16 protein-coding genes are annotated in these 17910 nt (G+C 67.1%); 2 read left to right on the forward strand and 14 right to left on the reverse strand.

Annotated features, from left to right (window positions below):
* Positions 1-170 precede the first annotated feature (170 nt).
* From C7H84_RS32435 to C7H84_RS32495, 13 genes are all read right to left on the reverse strand, one after another.
* Positions 171-860, reverse strand: coding sequence for a c-type cytochrome (locus tag C7H84_RS32435; protein WP_121862635.1), 690 nt, complete (start codon positions 858-860; stop codon positions 171-173).
* Positions 861-2339, reverse strand: coding sequence for an FAD-dependent oxidoreductase (locus C7H84_RS32440; protein WP_121862636.1), 1479 nt, complete (start codon positions 2337-2339; stop codon positions 861-863). It lies immediately after the preceding gene.
* A 45-nt stretch (positions 2340-2384) separates the two neighbouring features.
* The gene (locus C7H84_RS32445; protein ID WP_121862637.1) at positions 2385-3353 is read right to left on the reverse strand and encodes a YCF48-related protein; all 969 of its coding nucleotides are present in this window, start codon (positions 3351-3353) and stop codon (positions 2385-2387) included.
* A 30-nt stretch (positions 3354-3383) separates the two neighbouring features.
* Complete coding sequence (locus C7H84_RS32450) at positions 3384-3680, reverse strand: hypothetical protein (RefSeq protein WP_121862638.1); 297 nt, start codon at positions 3678-3680, stop codon at positions 3384-3386.
* Positions 3681-3711: 31 nt separating this feature from the next.
* Positions 3712-6072, reverse strand: a complete 2361-nt coding sequence (locus C7H84_RS32455; RefSeq protein ID WP_121862639.1) for an efflux RND transporter permease subunit — start codon at positions 6070-6072, stop codon at positions 3712-3714.
* Between the two features lie 62 nt (positions 6073-6134).
* On the reverse strand, positions 6135-7979 hold the full coding sequence (locus C7H84_RS32460) for a DUF1302 domain-containing protein (RefSeq protein WP_121862640.1): 1845 nt from the start codon (positions 7977-7979) through the stop codon (positions 6135-6137).
* A gap of 77 nt (positions 7980-8056) precedes the next feature.
* The gene (locus tag C7H84_RS32465) at positions 8057-9424 is read right to left on the reverse strand and encodes a DUF1329 domain-containing protein (RefSeq protein WP_121862641.1); all 1368 of its coding nucleotides are present in this window, start codon (positions 9422-9424) and stop codon (positions 8057-8059) included.
* Positions 9425-9638: 214 nt separating this feature from the next.
* Positions 9639-10052, reverse strand: coding sequence for a RidA family protein (locus C7H84_RS32470; RefSeq protein ID WP_121862642.1), 414 nt, complete (start codon positions 10050-10052; stop codon positions 9639-9641).
* A 17-nt stretch (positions 10053-10069) separates the two neighbouring features.
* On the reverse strand, positions 10070-10903 hold the full coding sequence (locus C7H84_RS32475; RefSeq protein ID WP_121862643.1) for a phytanoyl-CoA dioxygenase family protein: 834 nt from the start codon (positions 10901-10903) through the stop codon (positions 10070-10072).
* A gap of 244 nt (positions 10904-11147) precedes the next feature.
* On the reverse strand, positions 11148-11771 hold the full coding sequence (locus C7H84_RS32480) for a TetR family transcriptional regulator (RefSeq protein WP_121862644.1): 624 nt from the start codon (positions 11769-11771) through the stop codon (positions 11148-11150).
* A 73-nt stretch (positions 11772-11844) separates the two neighbouring features.
* Positions 11845-12519: a hypothetical protein gene (locus tag C7H84_RS32485; RefSeq protein WP_121862645.1), complete on the reverse strand. Its 675-nt coding sequence runs from the start codon at positions 12517-12519 to the stop codon at positions 11845-11847.
* A 35-nt stretch (positions 12520-12554) separates the two neighbouring features.
* On the reverse strand, positions 12555-13214 hold the full coding sequence (locus C7H84_RS32490; RefSeq protein WP_121862646.1) for a c-type cytochrome: 660 nt from the start codon (positions 13212-13214) through the stop codon (positions 12555-12557).
* Between the two features lie 10 nt (positions 13215-13224).
* A complete protein-coding gene (locus tag C7H84_RS32495) occupies positions 13225-14709 on the reverse strand; it encodes an FAD-dependent oxidoreductase (protein WP_121862750.1) in 1485 nt (494 codons plus the stop codon).
* A gap of 390 nt (positions 14710-15099) precedes the next feature.
* Here C7H84_RS32495 and C7H84_RS32500 point away from each other — a divergent pair, with 390 nt between their 5' ends.
* Together C7H84_RS32500 and C7H84_RS32505 are read left to right on the forward strand one after the other, a co-directional pair.
* On the forward strand, positions 15100-15828 hold the full coding sequence (locus C7H84_RS32500; protein WP_121862647.1) for a response regulator: 729 nt from the start codon (positions 15100-15102) through the stop codon (positions 15826-15828).
* Positions 15825-16973 (forward strand): ATP-binding protein, encoded by a 1149-nt coding sequence (locus C7H84_RS32505; RefSeq protein WP_121862648.1) that lies wholly within the window; start codon positions 15825-15827, stop codon positions 16971-16973. The genes C7H84_RS32500 and C7H84_RS32505 overlap by 4 nt, the downstream gene beginning before the upstream one ends.
* A gap of 67 nt (positions 16974-17040) precedes the next feature.
* Here the strand turns inward: C7H84_RS32505 and C7H84_RS32510 are convergent, their stop codons facing one another.
* A complete protein-coding gene (locus tag C7H84_RS32510; protein ID WP_121862649.1) occupies positions 17041-17721 on the reverse strand; it encodes a hypothetical protein in 681 nt (226 codons plus the stop codon).
* Positions 17722-17910: the final 189 nt, after the last annotated feature.

Below are 17910 nucleotides of genomic sequence, written 5' to 3' on the forward strand. Positions count from 1 at the left end.
GTTGTTGAAAACCGGTTCGGCCGAACGGCCGTTACTACCGTTGTTACCGTTACTACCGCTTCGAATTCGGGTGCTTATTTCTAGAACACATTACCAATCTTAGGTCACTATGACAAAGTAAACGACGAAGAAAAAGGCAGGGTATTCCCGAGCCTGACGCGCCGTGGGCATCATCGGGCCGCAGCGCCAGGGCCGCCCGCGCCGTCCGGCGACAGGCTGGCCAGATAGTGCGCAATGGCCCGCGTGTCATCGCCGGACAGCGACGCGGCCACGCCGTTCATCGCGCCGCTCGGATCGCGCCGCTCGCCCGACCGGAATGCGGCAAGCTGCGTCTCCAGGTAAAGCTGCCCCTGGCCCGCGAGGCGCGGCATGTGGTCCTTGCCCGTCAATGCCGCGCCATGGCACGCCTGGCAGCTTCGCGCCGCGACCAGCGCCATCCCGCGCTGCCCAAGCGCCGCGTCGTCCGGCACCGCTTCATTGCGCGCCGGCGTCTGCCGCGCGAAGTAGGTTGCCAGTGCGTCGATCAAGGCTTCGTCGAGTTCGCGCGACAGCGGCCCCATGTACGCATTGCGGCGCTGATCGGTCGCGAATGCGCGCAATTGCGCGGCGATGTAGCTCGCGGGCTGCCCCGACAGCGACGGATACCACGCGTTCTGCGACTGCCCGTGCGTGCCGTGACAGAAGAAGCAGGTCTCCTGCGCCTGCGGCCACGCGCCGCCGTTCGCCTTGTCGGCAGCGCCGAGCGCCGCCATCGACTTCTCGTAGCGCATGCCGTCGACCAAGTCGGGGCCGTACAGCGTGCCCGCCGTCGCGACGCCCGCGATCACGAGCACGGCGCCGATCATCCAGGTTCGTTTCATTCAAGCCTCCTTGCCGCGGCCAGCCAGCTTGCCGAGTGCCTGCAATGCCGCGCGGTGCCCGGAGCGCACCGCGCCGTCCATCGCGCCGGCCCACAGGTCGGCCGTCTCCGTGCCCGACCAGATCAGCCGGCCGGCCTCCGGGCGCAGGTACTTGCCCCATTTCGTCCAGAAGCCGGGCGGTAGCGGATGGATGCACTGCAGCGTCCATGGATCGACGCGGCCCCAGTCGTAGTCGTGAAACTGGGTCGGATGCAGCGCCTTGTCACCGAGCGCGCGTGCGAACACGGCCGACAGCGTCCGTTCGGCGGCCTTCGGCTCCGTGGGCAACGCGCCCGGCGCGACGAACGCGGCGAGCACGCCGATCGAGCCGTCCGGCGGCGAGTTGTCGTACGCCATGAAAACCGGGCCGCCGACCTCGAAGATCTGCCCGTTGTAACCGTCGTCACGCCAGAACGGCCGGTCGTACACGTGCACCGTCTTGCGCATCGGCGCATTCGCGGGCCAGTTGTGCTGCAGCTGCGCGCGGCCGGCCGGCAGCGCCGGATCGAACACGATCTGCTCGCAAAGCGCCGGATTCAACGCGACGATCACGCGCCGCGCGCGCAGCACGCCGCGATCGGTCTGCACGTCGACGACGTCGCGGTCCCAGCCTGAAATCCTGCGCACCGGGCAGGACAGCTGCACCTTCGCGCCGAGTTCGCTCGCCATCCGCAGGCTCAGCACCTGCGAACCGCCGACGAAGCGCGTTTCCTGTGCGCCGCCCTTGGTCGATTCGAGCTTCGCGTAGTCGGAGTCCGCGCTGTTGATCATCGACAGGTAGTGCAGCAGCCCGAGCTGCGCCGGAGCGCCGCCGAGCGACAGCTTCGCCGCGAGCCCGAGGAAGTAGCCTTCCTCGTAAGTCACGCCTTGCCGCAGCAACCAGTCTCCATACGTCAGCTTGTCGAGTTCGGCCGCATGCTGCGCGGTCCATGGCTCGCGCGACGGCACGCCGCGAGCGAGCGCGCCGAGCTTCGCGCCGATCGCGTCGTCGCCGCCCGAGCCGCCGTGGAAATCCTGCGCGACGCGCGTGTCGCCGGCGAGCACGACCGTCTTGCCCGCGTAGAACGTCGGAAACGTGTCGACGCCGAGTTCGCGTGCGAGATCGGCGATCGCCGTCTGGCCGGGGCCGATCCACTGGCCGCCCGCTTCGGACACGACGCCGTGCCCGAGATCGTGGTTGTAGGTCCGCCCGCCGACGCGATCGCGCGCTTCGACGACGACGAACGATTCGCATCCGGCGCGCTTCAGGTCGCGCGCGGCGGTGAGCCCCGCGAGCCCCGCGCCGATGATCACGACGTCGAACACGCCGTTCTCGGTCGACGCCCGTGGCATGTCTGCCGCAAACGACACCGGTCCTGCCGCGAGCGACGCGGCCCCGGCTGCCGCGACCCGCAAAATCTGGCGCCGGGCCTGCACATCCGGCTTGTGCTTGGACTTCATCTTCTGTGCTCCATCCTTCCTTGCTTGTATGTCTGCGAACTCAAGTCACGGCGCGGCCAGCACGCCATCCTGCGAAAACAGGATCGGTTTGCCGCGCGCATCGACCAGCGCGGCGGTGAGCGTCGCGCGATCCGCGCGCTGCGCGACATCGAACGGGCCATTCGCGACGCGCTGCGCGAGCGTCAGCCCGTCGAGCCCGACGCCGACGAGCCCGCCGCCGGTCGCCACGAGATCGGTGATCGAGCTGCGCGTACCGGTGTTCAACGCGGCCCATGTCGCGCCGCCGTCGCGGCTCTCGAACAGGCTGCCGAGCAGCCCGCCGACCACGATCCGGCCGTCGGGCATCGCGACGCCCGACCACAACGTGCCTTTGCCGCCGGTCGGCAGGTAGCTCCAGTTCGTGCCGGCATCGGTCGACTTGAGCACCATTCCCTGCTCCGACACGATGTAGAGCGCATGCGCGGCATCGGCGAACACGTGATACAGGTTGCGGTCGGCCTTGCCGCCGCCGGGCGGCTTCGGCAACGTCGTGCGCGTCCACGTCTTGCCGCCGTCGTGCGTCTGCAGCATCAGAGACCACAGGCCGACGGCGATGCCGTCCCGCGCATTCGTGAACAGCACCGAGAACAGCGGCTGGTCGACCGACGCATCGAGCCGTTGCGTGACCCACGTGTCGCCACCGTCGTCGGTCGCGAGAATCGCGCCCCACTGGCCGACGGCCCAGCCGCGCTTCGCATCGGCGAACGACACGGCCGACAGCGTCGCCGACACCGGCACGCGTCGCGCCTGACGCCACGTCTTGCCGTCGTCGTCAGACAGCAGCACGATCCCGTGCTCGCCGACCGCGACGATCCGTGAGCCGGCGCGCGTCGCGTCGGTGAGCATCATGTGGGTCGGCGCGGCCCACGCATGGGCGGGCTTCGCGGCCCAGGCCGTGACCGTGCCGTCCTGCTGTTGTGCGAAGGCCGCCGCGGCGGCGCAAAGGGCGGTACAGGCGATGAGCGTCTTGATCATGGTGAGTCTCTGTCGTGGTGTGCGCGAGCGTCAGTGGTTGAACAGATCCGACCAGCCGGCATGCGCTACGCCGAGCGCGGCGATGGGCGGCTTGTCGGCGCCCTGCGCGGCCGCTGCCCGCAGCCCGGCGTTGCCGTCGTTCGATGACGGAGCGAGTCCCGGTACGGCGACCGGTTCGGCGACCGTGGCGTGACGCGTATCGACCCGCCCGGCATCGGTCGCGAGCGCATGCGCCGGCGCGTTCCCGTCCGCGCTTGCTTCATGAAATCGCGGGAAGGCAACCGCCGCGATGGAAAGGGCGGCGCAAACGGCTAGCGTCTTGACCATGGCTGGATCTCCGTCGGAATGTTCGTGCGCGTCAGTGGCTGAACAGGCCCGGCGCGCGTGCCGGCTTGCGCCGCGGGAACCAGCGTTCGAGCAGCGACGCGAGCGCGGGCAGCGCGGTCATCGCCATCACGAGGTTCACGATGAACATGAACGCGAGCAGCTTGCCCATGTCGGCCTGGAACTTGAGTGCGGAGAAGCTCCACGTCGCGACGCCGATCGCCAGCGTGATCGCGGTGAAGATCGTGGCCACACCCACTTCGAGCATCGCGTGCTGCACGGCCTTCACGATGTCCTGCCCGCCCGCGAGATGCACCTGCAGCCGGTTGTAGATGTAGAACGCGTAATCGACGCCGATCCCGACCGCGAGCACCATCACCGGCAACGTTGCGACGGTCAGCCCGATCTGCAGCTCCTTCATGAACCAGTAGCCGATGAAGGTCGCGACCGACAGCGGCACGCAACAGGCGAGCATCGCGCGCCAGTCGCGGTAGGCGAGGAATACGAGCACCAGGATCGCCGCGTACACGTAGAGCATCATCGGCAGCTCGCTCTTCTCGACTTCGTCGTTCGTCGCGGCGAGCACGCCCGCGTTGCCCGCGGCGAGCCGCACCGTGATGCCAGGGAACGGATGCGCGGCGCGGTACTGCTTCACGTCGTCGAGGATGCGGTTGATCGTCGTCGCCTTGTGATCGGTCAGGAACAGGTGCACGGCCGTCATCCCGCAATCGCGGCTCATGAAGCCCTTCACGCGCGATACGTCCACCGACACCGCGCCGTAGTTCTCGCCAGCGATCGGCACGACGTTCATCTTCGGGTAGTCCTCGTTGTAGCCCTGGTTGTAGGTGCGCAGCATCGCCGAGTACGACTGCACCGACACGACGCCAGGCTCGGTCCTCATCGCGGCCGAGAAGTCGTCCTCGTACAGGCCGACCGCCGGGTTGTCGCACGCCTTGCCGGTCGATTCGATCGCCACCGTCAGCCAGTCGAGGCCCATGTCGTAGTTGCCGGCGATCGACGTCGCATCGCGGTTGAAGCGCGCGTCCGCGCGCAGCTCCGGCGCGCCCGGCTGCAGCGTGCCGATCACGCGGTCGCGGCTTTGCCATGCGGCGAGCGCGAAAATTGCCACCGTCAACGCGACAGTGATGCCGGCATACTTCGGCTCCGCCACGCGTGCGAGCAGACGCAGCGGCTTCGCACGCTGCTGCGCGCGCTTCAGCGAGTTGTCAGCATAGGTCTTCGTGAAGTTGAAACACGAAGCCGCCACCGGCAGCAGGATCAGGTTCGTCACGATCTTGTAGGCCACGCCGAGCGACGCGGTGATCGCCAGCTCGCGAACCATCGGAATCGGAATCAGCAGCAGCGTGATGAACGACACGAACGCCGTAATCAACGCAAGTACGCCGGGAATCAACAGACCGCTGAAGCTGTGGCGCGCCGCATCGAACGAACTCTGCCCGTGCGCGATCTCGCGGACGATGAAGTTCACCTGCTGCACGCCATGCGACACGCCGATCGCGAACACGAGGAACGGCACCAGCACCGCGAGCGGATCGAGGCCGAAGCCGAGCAACTTCAGCGTGCCGAACTGCCACACGAGCGACGTCAGCGAACACGCGACCAGCAGCACCGTGAAGCGCACCGAATGGCAGTACCAGTACACCGCGAGCGTGGTCAGCAGCAGCGCGACCGCGCAGAAGCCGAGCACGGCGGTCGCGCCGTCGGCGATGTCGCCGATCTGCTTCGCGAAGCCGATGATCTGGATCTCGTAGCCGGCGTCCTCGAACGGCTTGCGGATCTTCTCTTCGAGCAGGTGATTGAACGCGACGTAGTCGAGCACCTTGCCGGCGCTGTCGCGCTCGTTCAGCTCGGCCGTGATCATCGCGCTGTCCTCGCCATGCGACACGAGCGTGCCGACGTAGCCGCCGAGCGTCGTCGCGCGGCGAATACCCTGCACGCGATCCGGCGTCAGCTGGTCGGGCGTGATGGTGCCGGGAATGATCGGCTCCGCGCGAAAGCCCTCGTCGGTCACTTCGTTGACGAACGCGTTCGGCGTCCACAGCGAGCGCACGCCGATGCGGTCGACGTTCGGCAGGTAGGTGACCGCCTGCGTCACGTCGTACAACCGCGTGAGCCCTTCCTTCGACCAGATCGACCCATGCTTGGCGCGCACCACCACCGTGATGCGGTTCGCACCGAGCAGGTCGTTGCGATACTGCTGGAACGTGCGGATGTACTCGTGCCCGATCGGCATCTGCTTTTCGAAGCCGGCATCCATGCGCAACTGCACGGCGAACACGGCCATCGCGACGGTGAACAACGCGATCGCCGCGAGCACGATCGCGCGATGACCGAAGAAGAGCCGTTCGAGGCGGCTGACCAAACGATTGAGCACGACATTACCCCTTGATGATTGGCGGCGGCGTACGACACGCGCCGCCCGTAAGCGCATCGGCGTCAGAAATTTCGCGTGACGAACAGCCCGACGAAATTCCGGTCCGCGTACGGCTGCCCCACCGTGTTGTGGCCGCCGAAGAACGCGGTGAAGTTGATGCCTGCCTGCCAGTTCGGCGGGTTCTGGTTGAACAGCACGTAGACGTTCACCGACTTCGCGCCCTGCATGTAATTCGCGGTGAAGGTGGGCGTGTAGCCGTACAGGCCATCCGAGAACGTGACGCCCGGCGTGACCTGCCAGCCCGGAATCAGCGTGCCGTCATAGGTCCAGTTGAAATCGATCGTCGCGCCGACCGAGCTCGCGGTGCCCTGACCCATCCCGATCGGATAGCCGAGCGACGAGCCGTTGTTCAGCCACGGCAGGTAGCCGGCCTGCGGCACCTGCGTGACGGTCTGCCCGTCGATCGTGCGCGTCACGCCGCTCGACCTCAGCCCCGGGTAGTAGATCCACGTCAGTTCCCAGGTCATCGCGGCCGAATCGGCGCCGAGCAGTTTCAGGAACGGGTATTCGCTGCGCGTGAGCGCCAGCAGCCCGTTGATGTCGTACTGGAACTTCTTCTTGTCGACCCATTGCGAGCAATTGACGCCCGCCACGCCGTTCGTGTTCAGGTCGAGCGGGCCGCCCCCGCCGTAGCAGCTCGACAGCGCGACCGCATCGCGCGGCCGATAAGACAGTTCGGTGCCGATCGCCCAAGGACCGAGCCCGAAGTTCGCGCTGACGCCGAACAGCTGGCGCCGGCCGGGATACGACCATTGCACGTTGCCGTTCGCGAGCGACGCGAGCACCGGTGACTTGTCGGTGTAGTTCAGGTAGTAGAACGCGAAGTTCGCGTCGAACGAGCGCGGCGAGTAGTTGAATTTCACGCCGAACTGCGGCCGGTATTTCGCCGGCAGGTTCGTGACCGACGGCAGCCCGATGTCGTTGAACGGCGGCCCGGCGTAGGCGCCGTTCACGAGCCCGTTCTTGATCGCGTTGAGTGTGTCCTGGTTGCCGGCCGTGCCGGGTCCACCGATCGCGTTGGCGATCGTGCCCGCGCTCGGGCCGATCACGTTCAGGTTGTTCGTGTTGATCGTGAACGGCTCGGCGCCGCGGCCGAACCCGTTCGTCACCGACCAGTACGAGCCGACCGGCGGATAGCGGTTGCCGTTCCACTGGAACTGGTAGTAGGCCTCGGTGCTGAACCCGTGCGACAGGTCGGCCGCCAGGCTGACCATCGGCGCCGGCAGCAGTGCCTGCTTGAGCTGAGAACCAGGAATCAGCAGCTTCTGCACGTCGATCGAGTTGGTCGCGTTGATGCCGCTCTGCGCGAACATGCTCTCGCCCCAGTTGATCACCTGGTTGCCGAGCCGCACGTGCGCGTTGCGCCCGCCGATCGTGAAATCCTTCTGCGCCCACAGGTCGAGCAGTTGCGCGTTGTAGACGACCTGCGCGGCCGCGGTGCTCGACAACGGCGTGCGGTTCGTATTGCCGGCGAGGAAGTCGTACATGCCCGTGCCGCGCACCATGAACTTCAACCCTTCGCTCGGCATCTTCAGCAGCAACTCGCTGGTCGCGCTGATGTAGGTGCTGAACGGCTGGCCCTTGCGGTAGTTCAAGTCACCGTTGTCCGCGTAGCCCCACTGGTTGGTGTTCGCGCCCGCGCCGCAGCCGAATGCATTCGGATCGCCGGTGAGCGAGCAGCTCGGGTTTTTGGTGCGGATACCCGCGCCGGCCGTCAGGTTCGACACCCACGATCCCTGCAGGGCCCCGCCGTTCAACGTGAAGTCATACGCGTACGCGCTCGACGTCGCAGCGCCCGCCATTGCAATCGATACCGTAGCATTCCTTACCAATCTTGCCGGTTCCATGATCCACCTCCGCCCCTGTTCGTCGCCGGCGCGCGATCGTTGCGCGCGCCGGTCCGTACTGCTTCAGCCGATGACGGTCACCGTTCGCTGACCGAGCGCAGCGATTCCGCCGTGTAGAAGTCCGACTTGAAGCGCGGATCGTCGGCCTGCTCGAGCCAGCGCGCATCCTTGCCCTGTCCGATCGACGTCGCATCGAGCACGTAGCGGCCGTTGTTCATGTCGTACTGCGCGAGCGGCTCGTTGTCGCAGGTGCCGCCCAGCTCCCACACCGGAATCGGATAGCTCTCCCGCACCTTCCACAGCTTGCCCTGCGCGTCGTAGTCCTCGCCGACCAGCGCGAGCCAGCTGTCTTCGTCGAGATAGAACACCTTCTTCGACGCGACATGCCGCGCGCTCGGCTTCAGCGTCGCCTCGACGACCCACACGCGGTGCGTCTCGTAGCGGCGGTTGCCGGCTGCGACGCCGTCCGGCGTCGCGACGTCGTGCAGCTTGCTCTTGAACTTGTACATGCCGAACGCGTTGTACGGGACGATCAGTTCCTTCTTGCCGACCAGCTTCCAGCTGAAGCGGTCGAGCGAGCCGTTGATCATGTTCGCTTCGTCGATCAGGTACTGGTTCTCGAAGCCGATCAGCGGCGCGTCGTGCGTATAGGCCGGCATGCGCCGCACACGGCGCTGGCCCGGGAAGTAGTAGTACGTCTCCGATGCCTTGTCGAAGTACTGGCGCTGCACGAACGCCTGGCCGGCCAGCGCGGCCGGCGAATTCATCTGGAAGTACACGGCCGCGCTGAGCTGGTCGACATCTTGCGGCGAGCTCTTGCCGAGCTTGCCGGACGGGAAGTAGAACGTCTGCGGGCCGACCGCGTCGATCCACTCGCTGCTGCCCGGACGCGGCGATATGGTCGTCGCCATCTGCGCCCATTCGACGCCTTCGCCGCGATAGCGCATCTCGTAGTTGAGAATCGCCTCGGTCCCGTTCTTCGGCTGCGGGAACGGCACGCCCGGCAGCGCGGCCGATGCAAGCGTGTCGCCGGACGAGCCGAGCTTTGCGGCCGTCAGGTTCGTCTTCGAGTTCTGCTCGGCGGCATCGGGCAACTGGCATTCGCGGTGGGACGGATAGACGTCCATCCGGTAGCCCTTCTTCTGCTTGATCAGCGCGACCTGCCCGGGCGACAGCTTGTCCGCGTACTTGTCGACGTTCGCGGCATCGATCGAATACAGCGGCTTCTCGTTGCGGTGCTTCCAGAAATCGGCGCGCACCTTGCCCCATTCCCAACCGGCGTCGGGCGACTGCTTGCCCGTGTAGGCCGGCACCGCGCCATCCTTGCTGGCCGAGCGGTCAGCGCCGGCCGGCGTCAGGTCGTCCGCCGCGACGGCCGTGCCGATCGCGAGACATGCAGCGGCCGCAAGCGCGGACACGGCCAAGATTCGATGCTTGCTCATCATGGTTCTCCTTCCCACCGCGCGTTCGCTTGCCCGTCTCGGGCGCCGCGCATTCAGTCCGCCCGCTCTCGCCACCCGACGATCGCGTTGCTCCGTGATGGCGGCCGTCCGCGACGACGGCCGGCCGCCTGCCTGTTTCGATACACCTCGTCATTTCGTCAGGACTACGATTGATGAAACACGCTCGTCCGGAACGCATGACGTACTGCCGACCGCCTTAGTCCTTGCCCGACCCGGCCACCGCTACCGCACGCACTTCGACGCACAGCCCCGGCAGCGCCAGTTGCGACACGCCGACCGCCGTCCACGACGGATAGCGGTTCGGGAAATACACGTCCTTGACCGCCGCGAAGCCCTGGGTTTCCTGCTGAAGGTTCGTGTGGAAGGTCGTCAGTTCGACGACATCGGCGAGGCTCGCGCCGGCCGCTTCGAGGATCATCTTCAGGCTCTCGAACGCGATTCGCGCCTGCGCCTCGACGCCGTCCGCAGGCTGCATCTGCGCATCGAGGCCGACCTGGCCCGACACCCAGATCGTGTCGCCGACGCGCGTGGCCGGCGAGAAGTGATACGCGTCGTACCACGGCTGGAACGGCGGCGGAACGATCGACTGCCGCTTCGGGGTAGCTGACATGATGAAAAACTCCTTGCTCAGACGAGTTGACGGAAACACGGTGCACGGAACGGGTCCCCGGCCTTCAGCCCGGCGAGTTCCTCGACGAACAGCACGCCGGCCGGTGTGAAACCCGAGCGGCTTTCATCAGGCAGCGGGCTGAACACCGCGTCGTCGCCGAAGAAGCGCAGCACGAGCGTGTGGCGATCGGGAAATGCGGCATCAACCGCGCCGCCGCCGTGCAGCACGCCCGGATGGAGCAGCAGCACGTCGCCCGGCTTCGTTTCCCACGACACGATGTCGTACGCATCGGGCGCCGCGCGGCGCTCCGCTTCGATGTTCGGCAGCCGCGGCCACACGTCGCCGCCATGCAGCGGGTCGGTCGGATCCTCGGCGTTCTGGAACGTGGTGCCGTCGTGGCGCACGCCGCGATGCGAGCCGCGCACGATCTCGAGCGCGTTGCGCTTCGGCACGTGCTCGAAGCTGATCCACGCATTGCCGAAGTGCATGCCTTGCCAGGGCAGATACGACGTGTCCTGGTGCCACGGCGAGCGTGCGCTCTTGCCGCCGGCCTTCATGAACAGCTCCTCCGCGAAGTACCACACGTGCTTCGAGCCCCACAGGTCGGCGAACAGCTTGCCGAACGGCAGCGTGGCGACCAGTTCGTCGAGCCGCGCCTTCGCGTACGGGTTTGCGTTGTCGTTGTGCGACCGGTACTCGGTGCCGTCGAGCAGCGTCGTCGCCATCGGGCCCGGGTTCTCCATCCCCCAGTCGAACACCGCGCGGCATTGTTCGAGCTGCGCCGCGTCGAGTACGCCTTCGACGAGAACCGCACCGTCCTCGAAGAAAGCCTTGCGCTTCAGTGCATCCATCGTAGATCTCCTGATTCGTCCAACCACTGCCGACCGCGATCGCTCACTGCCGGGCTTTCAGTAGAACATGGTGACAATGTTAGGTCATCATGACAAAAATTGAGAAAAGAAAAAGACGGGGTATTCCCTGTTTCGTCTGCATGTTCGAAGGGGGCGTCGCGCCGGTTTGCCGCCCGCGATGACAACCTGCTTTCAGCCTTCATACAACCGGACGACAACACGCGGCCGGCGCGTCGTCGTTCCGTCAATCGCGCATGCGGTCGAACACCGTATGCGTGAGGAAACCGACCAGCACGGCATCGGCCTGCGAGTCGACGGCGCTGCGCGCGTCGGCCGCGCAGGACGACTGCACGCCGTCGCACAGCGCGGTCAGGCCGAGCGCCAGCACCTGCGCGGGCAGCGGCAGCGACACGCCTGCACGCGCCGCGAACGCCTCGATGCACGCGGTCGCGAGCGCCTGCCGCTCGTGCAGGAGTGCGCCGAACTGCGCGCGGAATATCGGGTCGCGCGCCGCCTGCAGTTGCGCTTCGAGCCATATCAGCCGCGACGCGTGGCGCGCTGCACGCCGCCGCCAGTACGCGAGCAGCGCGCGCTGCGCGTCGTCGGCCGAGCCGGTCGGCACGTCGGTGATCCGCTGCAGCGCAGCCGTCGCATCGTCGCGATCGCGCCGCAACAGCTCGAACAGCATTTCCGTCTTGCCGCGGAAGTTCGAATAGAACGCGCCGCGCGTATGGCCGGCCGCCGACGCGATGTCCTCGACGCTCGCGGCTGCGTAGCCTTTCTCCGCGAAGATCGCGCGCCCGGCGTCGAGCAGGCGTTCGCGCGTCGTCTCGCGCCGCTGTGCGCGGGTCAGTCCGCCCCGGGCCATCCGTGCGCTCCGCGACCGCCGCACTCGACCTGACGCGCGGTGCGGCTCTCCGTCACCTCCTCAGTACTTCTACTCATTTCGGATACGACAGAACGTTCGCGTTCACCGTACCGCGTCCGGTGTCGCGCTCGAGTGCGCAATAGGCGTAATAAAGCGCGACTGTCAGGTACGACCAGGTCAGCAGCGCCAGTACGTAGAAATTGAACACCACGTTGGTTTCCTCGCCCGGGATCTTGTAGAAGTCGTAGATGCACGCGATCGCCTGCGCAGCGACGAGCGCGATCGTCGTCGTCAACGCATGGAACGCGTGACCGGCACGCACGAGCCGCAACACGAAGCTGGCGAGATAGATCGACATCAGCGTCCACATCGCCACGTAGAAATACGGCAGCGCGTGCTGCAACAGGCCGGCCACGAGCGCGATCGTTCCGAGCGTCGCGAGCACGAACAGCGTCACGTCCTGCCGCAGCGTCGGCCGGTAGCCGTGCGTGATGGCCATCAGGCCGGCCACCGCGATCACCGGCATCCCGAACCCGCGCGAGAACGCGTCGAGGAAGTGCGAAATGGCGTACGAGACCGGCGATTCCGTCGCGAAGAAGAGCACGGCATTGGATGCCGAGATCGTCACGATCCACCACTCGAAGCCGAGCAGGAAGTTGCGCTTGCGGACGAACTTGAAGCCGTATATGCCGGTGGTCGCCGCCAGCGTCGCGCTGGCAAGGCAAAGTGCAAGTGATCTGTGATCCATGGTTCGAACTCCCGAGGTCGAGTGCTGCCGTTGATTCACTGTTTGGCGGGGCCGAGGCTCGCGAGATAGGTCGAGACCGCTGCCCGATCGTCCGCCGACATCGCCTGCGCGACGCGCTGCATCGTGCCGGTGGCCTCGCTGCGGCTGCCGTTCGCGAACGCGTCGAGCTGCGCGCGCAAGTAGCCGTAGCCTTGGCCGGCGAGCCGCGGAAACTGCGCCTGCCCCATCAGCCGCGCACCGTGGCAAGCGACGCACGCGCCGCCCGTCACGAGTTGCTCGCCCTTCGCGCGCAGTTGCGCGTCCGGCTTGAAATAGCGGTTGTCGAGCGGCGCCTGCTTCGCGTAGTAGTCGGCCACGCGCGCGATTTCGGCGTCGCTCATCGTCATCGCGAGCGGGCCCATCGTCGGGTTGGCGCGTTGCCCGCTCGCGAATGCGTGAAGCTGGGCAACCACATAGGACGCCGGCTGGCCGGCGAGGCTCGGATACGCGTCGCTCAGCGACGTGCCCTTCACACCGTGGCAGCCCATGCACACGTCGGTCGCGCGCGGCCACCGGCCGCCGTCGGCGTCGTCGGCCTGCGTCGTCGCATCGATATGGCGTTGCAGGCGATAGAAGCCGAGGACGGTGGGGCCGTAGATGGCCAGGAGCGCGCCGGCGATCACGAGCGCGGCGAGCAGCAGCATGCGTTTCTTCATCTCGTGTCTCCTACGCGCGACGCAGTGCATTGAGCGCCTGAAGCGCGGCCTGGTGACCCGAGCGAACGGCACCGTCCATGTAGCCGGCCCAGATGTTGGCGGTCTCAGTGCCCGACCAGATCAGGTTGCCGCACGGCGCGCGCAGCGCATCGCCGTGCGCGGTCCAGAAGCCGGGCGGAATCGCCGACACGCACGTGATCGTCCACGGGTCGGCCAGCCCCCAGTCGCGATCGTGGTACGACACCGGCGCGCGCGCGTCGTCGCCCCAGGCCTGCGCATAGAGGTCCATGTGCACCTGCTTCGCGGCCTGCGGGTCGGACGGCACCAGCGCATTGCGCACGAACGCGTTGATCACGCCGATCTCGCCGCCCGGCGGCGAATTGTCGTAAGCCCAGAAGATCGGCCCGTCGGTCTGGAAGATGTGGCCGTTCAGTCCCTTGTCGCGCCAGAACGGGCGGCGATAGACCATCGCCGTCTTGCGCGCCGGCGAATGCGCGGGCCACGCGCGCTGCAGCGCATGGCGCCGGTCCGGCAGCGGCGGATCGAACTGCACCTGATGGCACAGCGCCGGATGCAGCGCCATCACGACCTTGCGCGCGCGCACCGTGCCGCGATCGGTCTGCAGCGTGACGATGTCGCGATCCCAGCCGACGATGCGGCGCACCGGCGATGCGAGCCGCACCTTGTCGCCGAGCTGCTGCGCCATCCGGATGCTGAGAAGCTGCGAGCCGCCGACGAAGCGGGTTTCCTGCGCGCTGTGCTTGATCGAGTCGAGCTGCGCGTAATCGCAATCGGCGGAGTTGATCATCGACAGGAAATGCAGCAAGCCCATCTTCGCCGGCGCGGCACCGCCCGACAGCGAGATCGACGCGTTCCAGCCCATCCGGTCCTCGGGCTTGATCCCCTGCTGCGCGAGCCAGTCGCCGACCGACAGCCGGTCGAGTTCGGCCGCCTTCGGCGACGTCCACGGCGCACCCGACGGCACGTCGTGCGACATCCGGCTCAGCTTCGCGGCGACGGCCTCATCGGTACCGAATGTGCCTTCCAGGTCGATCTCGGCGCGGCCGTTGCCGCCCAGGATGACCGTCTTGCCCGCGTAGTAGCTCGGGAACGTGCCGATTTCGAGTTCGCGGGCGAGATCCGCGACGGCCGTCTGGCCCGGGCCGATCCACTGGCCGCCGACTTCCGACACGTAGCCGCCGCCGACGTCGAAGTTGAGCGTGCGGCCGCCGACCCGGTCGCGCGCCTCGAGCACGACGAACGATTCGCAGCCCGCGTAGCGCAGGTCGCGCGCGGTCGTGAGGCCGGCGAGCCCGGCGCCGACGATCGCGACGTCAAGCACGTCGCCGTCCTTGCCGGCGCCCGGCGCGGTATCGGCATCGGCGCGTGCCGCGCCGAGCGCCAGGCCGCCGGCGGCGACGGACGCGCCGGCGATCTTGAGCCACTGCCTGCGCTGCAGGTCGGCCGACCCGCGGGAGGATGACTTGCTGGACATGATGGTTGGGTTCCCACCTGCAAAGGGCGCGAGCGACGGCGTGCGCGGTGGCACGCGCTTCGTTCGCGCGAAATCCGACGACTGGATACGCGACGCGACCGCTTCCTCCGCCGGCCCCGCCGCTTGCCGATAGTCCGTGTCATGCAATGGATCTGTCGGCGCTCTTAATTAGTACATGTTGCAAAAGATAGGTCATCATACATAAAATCGAATCGGAAAAAAAAGACAGGGTATTCCCCTGTCATTCGCGATGACGGCCGTGCTGAAAGGCATCGGAAAGCCGGCATCGCCTGCCCGAGCCGAGCCCTGCCTCCCGCCTCCGGTCGACGGGCTGCGCGGTACGGTAGTATTGCGATTCGATGGAACCCCGATGCACCTGAACAAGCGGCCATGTCCGACATTTCCTCATCGCCCGGCGCCGGCCAGGCGCTCGTCCTGATCGCCGAGGACGAACCCGAGATCGCCGAGATTCTCACCGCGTATTTCGCGCGCAGCGGGCTGCGCACCGTGCATGCGGCCGACGGCCGCCGCGCGCTCGAGCTGCACCTGTCGCTGAAGCCCGACCTCGTGCTGCTCGACGTGCAGATGCCGCATGTGGACGGCTGGAAAGTCCTCGCCGAGATTCGCCATCGCGGCGACACGCCGGTCATCATGCTGACCGCGCTCGACCAGGACATCGACAAGCTGACCGGCCTGCGCATCGGTGCCGACGACTACGTGGTCAAGCCGTTCAATCCCGCCGAAGTCGTCGCGCGCGCCCAGGCCGTGCTGCGCCGCTCGATGGCCGGCTCGCGTCACGAAGAACAGCGCGTGCTGCGCGCGGCGCCGTTCGAGATCGATCTCGAGCATCACGAAGCGACGGTCGAAGTCGACGGCACGCGGCACACGCTCGTGCTGACGCTCACCGAATTCAAGCTGCTCGCGCAGCTTGCGCGCGCACCGCGACGCGTGTTCAGTCGCGCCGAATTGATGGCCACCTGCCTGCCGGAAGGCGACACGCTCGAGCGCACGGTGGACAGCCACGTCAGCAAGCTGCGCAAGAAACTCGAAGACCTCGGCGTCGGCGGCGTGCCGGTCAGCGTGCGCGGCGTCGGCTACAAGCTGTGGAGCGGCGAGTGAAGCTCGAAGGACTCAGCCGGCAGATCGCGCTCACGATGGGCGCGATGGCGTTCGTGGTGACGCTGCTTGTCGTGGTGACGGCTTACGGGTTCTACTACCTGCTGTACCTGTACCAGCCCGCGTCGTTCAACCAGACGAACTGGTTCCCCACCGGGCCGGAATGGGTGTGGCTGATCGCCACCACGGCGGTCGGGCTCCTGCTGTCGATCGTCGCCGCGATCAACCTGTCGCGCCGCATCCTCGTGCCGCTGAACTCGGTGACCGACAGCATCCGCCGCGTCGCGCGCGGCGATCTCGGCGCACGGGCGGTGGCCGGCGATCGCTCGCTGCACGAAGCGGCACGGCTCGCGGACAACTTCAACGCACTCGCGAGCGAGCTGCAGCGCGTGACCGACGAACAGACGTTCTGGAACGCCGCGATCGCGCACGAACTGCGCACGCCGGTGACCGTGCTGCGCGGCCGCCTGCAGGGTCTCGCCGAAGGCGTGTTCACGCCGAGCGAAGCGCAGTTCCGCAGCCTGCTCACGCAAGTGGAAGGATTGACGCGGCTGATCGAAGATCTGCGCGTGGTCAGTCTCGCCGATAGCGGCCACCTCAGCATCGAGATCCGCGAAACGGATGTCGCGGCCGACATCCGGGCGGTCGTCGACGTGTTCGCGCATGCATTGCAAGCCGCCGGCCAGCATCCGGTGCTCGATCTCGACGCGCGACCGATGCGCTGCGATCCGGTGCGGATTCGTCAGGCGCTGCTCGCGCTGCTGGAGAACGCGCGCCGCCATGCGGTGCCCGGTGCGATCCGGATCGAGACGCGGATCGAAGGCGGCAAGTGCCGATTGCGTGTCGAGGATGACGGGCCCGGCGTTCCCGCCGAGTTCGCGCCGCACGTGTTCAAGGCATTCCGGCGTGTCGACGATACGCAACCCGGCGGCAGCGGCCTCGGGCTCGCGGTCGTCGCGGCGATCGCGCACGCGCATCGCGGCGAAGCCGTGTGCACGCCGGCGGCCGGCGGCGGCACGCGGTTCGAGGTGGTCTGGCCCGACGATCTGGAGCCGACGCCGGACGAGCGGCGCTTTCCGGCGCAGGCGGCGCAAGCGGTGGCTCGGTCGGCCGTGCCGTCGAACTCGCGTCCGAGCACGAGCGACTGATGCGGCCCACGCCCGTCTTCCGGGTCATCGCATCTCCGCTCAAGGCCGCGTTCGCACGCGGCCTTTCTCATGCATGCGTGTCGCGCCCCACACGTTCGAGCGGCGGCTCGAAACCGAGCACCGTGTACTCCGCGACCGATACGGACGATGTCCCCGCCGGCCCCTGCACGACGACCGCACGCACTGCGCCCGCCCGATCGAATTTCAACCGCGTGCCGACAGCCGCCTGACGCAGCGCCTCCAGTTCCTCGACCCGTGCGATCGCCAGCTTGCGCACCGCGCCCGACACGTACACCGGCAGGAACACCAGCGCGATGAAGATCGACACCGTGTCCTTCGACACGCTGTCCAGCATCGGCTGTCCCGACAGCACGAGCGACAGCGACGTCGCGCTGACGAAGATCGCGAGCACCGTCGCGCCGGCGCCGAGCGACGAGAAGCGCTCGGCCGCCTTCTTGGTGCGCGCCTTCACGAGTGAGCGCGCCGTCGCGGCCGGCACGAGCCATTCGCGCTTCGCGCCGTAAAACCCGGCGATCCCGAGCAACAGCGTCATCGCGCCGCTTACGATGAGCGCGCTGTACAGCGCGCCGACCATCACGCACAGAGATTCGAGCACGAACACCGCGACCAGCGGAATCAGCAGCAGCGGGAACGAATAGCCGTCGCGGCCGTGCCCCTGGATCCACCATTTCACCGGCGGCCATTGCCAGAAGCGGCTGTCCCGGTGGCGTGCAAGTTGTTGTTCCATGTCCGTCCATTCCCGACTATGCGATTGCGCCGCGTCACTTCATCATGGCGGCACCGGTGTCGATGCGAGATCACCGTGTGCCGTATTCCGTGTGCCGTGTGCCGTGTGCGATGTGCGGCCATCCCACATCATGCCGCAACCGCCCATGGAAAACCCGCACCTCGCCCCACCCAGTGCCCGAGCGCGACG

Origin of the sequence: Burkholderia sp. Nafp2/4-1b, from assembly GCF_003635165.1 — a bacterium.
Taxonomy (GTDB): domain Bacteria; phylum Pseudomonadota; class Gammaproteobacteria; order Burkholderiales; family Burkholderiaceae; genus Burkholderia.

What these genes read in the sequence shown, in the direction of transcription:
- C7H84_RS32450 (WP_121862638.1), bottom strand. Translation starts at nt 3,680, where the DNA reads ATGGTCAAGACGCTAGCCGTTTGCGCCGCCCTTTCCATCGCGGCGGTT.
- C7H84_RS32500 (WP_121862647.1), top strand. Translation starts at nt 15,100, where the DNA reads ATGTCCGACATTTCCTCATCGCCCGGCGCCGGCCAGGCGCTCGTCCTG.
- C7H84_RS32480 (WP_121862644.1), bottom strand. Translation starts at nt 11,771, where the DNA reads ATGGCCCGGGGCGGACTGACCCGCGCACAGCGGCGCGAGACGACGCGC.
- C7H84_RS32460 (WP_121862640.1), bottom strand. Translation starts at nt 7,979, where the DNA reads ATGGAACCGGCAAGATTGGTAAGGAATGCTACGGTATCGATTGCAATG.
- C7H84_RS32440 (WP_121862636.1), bottom strand. Translation starts at nt 2,339, where the DNA reads ATGAAGTCCAAGCACAAGCCGGATGTGCAGGCCCGGCGCCAGATTTTG.
- C7H84_RS32435 (WP_121862635.1), bottom strand. Translation starts at nt 860, where the DNA reads ATGAAACGAACCTGGATGATCGGCGCCGTGCTCGTGATCGCGGGCGTC.
- C7H84_RS32490 (WP_121862646.1), bottom strand. Translation starts at nt 13,214, where the DNA reads ATGAAGAAACGCATGCTGCTGCTCGCCGCGCTCGTGATCGCCGGCGCG.
- C7H84_RS32465 (WP_121862641.1), bottom strand. Translation starts at nt 9,424, where the DNA reads ATGATGAGCAAGCATCGAATCTTGGCCGTGTCCGCGCTTGCGGCCGCT.
- C7H84_RS32470 (WP_121862642.1), bottom strand. Translation starts at nt 10,052, where the DNA reads ATGTCAGCTACCCCGAAGCGGCAGTCGATCGTTCCGCCGCCGTTCCAG.
- C7H84_RS32475 (WP_121862643.1), bottom strand. Translation starts at nt 10,903, where the DNA reads ATGGATGCACTGAAGCGCAAGGCTTTCTTCGAGGACGGTGCGGTTCTC.
- C7H84_RS32445 (WP_121862637.1), bottom strand. Translation starts at nt 3,353, where the DNA reads ATGATCAAGACGCTCATCGCCTGTACCGCCCTTTGCGCCGCCGCGGCG.
- C7H84_RS32485 (WP_121862645.1), bottom strand. Translation starts at nt 12,519, where the DNA reads ATGGATCACAGATCACTTGCACTTTGCCTTGCCAGCGCGACGCTGGCG.
- C7H84_RS32510 (WP_121862649.1), bottom strand. Translation starts at nt 17,721, where the DNA reads ATGGAACAACAACTTGCACGCCACCGGGACAGCCGCTTCTGGCAATGG.
- C7H84_RS32495 (WP_121862750.1), bottom strand. Translation starts at nt 14,709, where the DNA reads ATGTCCAGCAAGTCATCCTCCCGCGGGTCGGCCGACCTGCAGCGCAGG.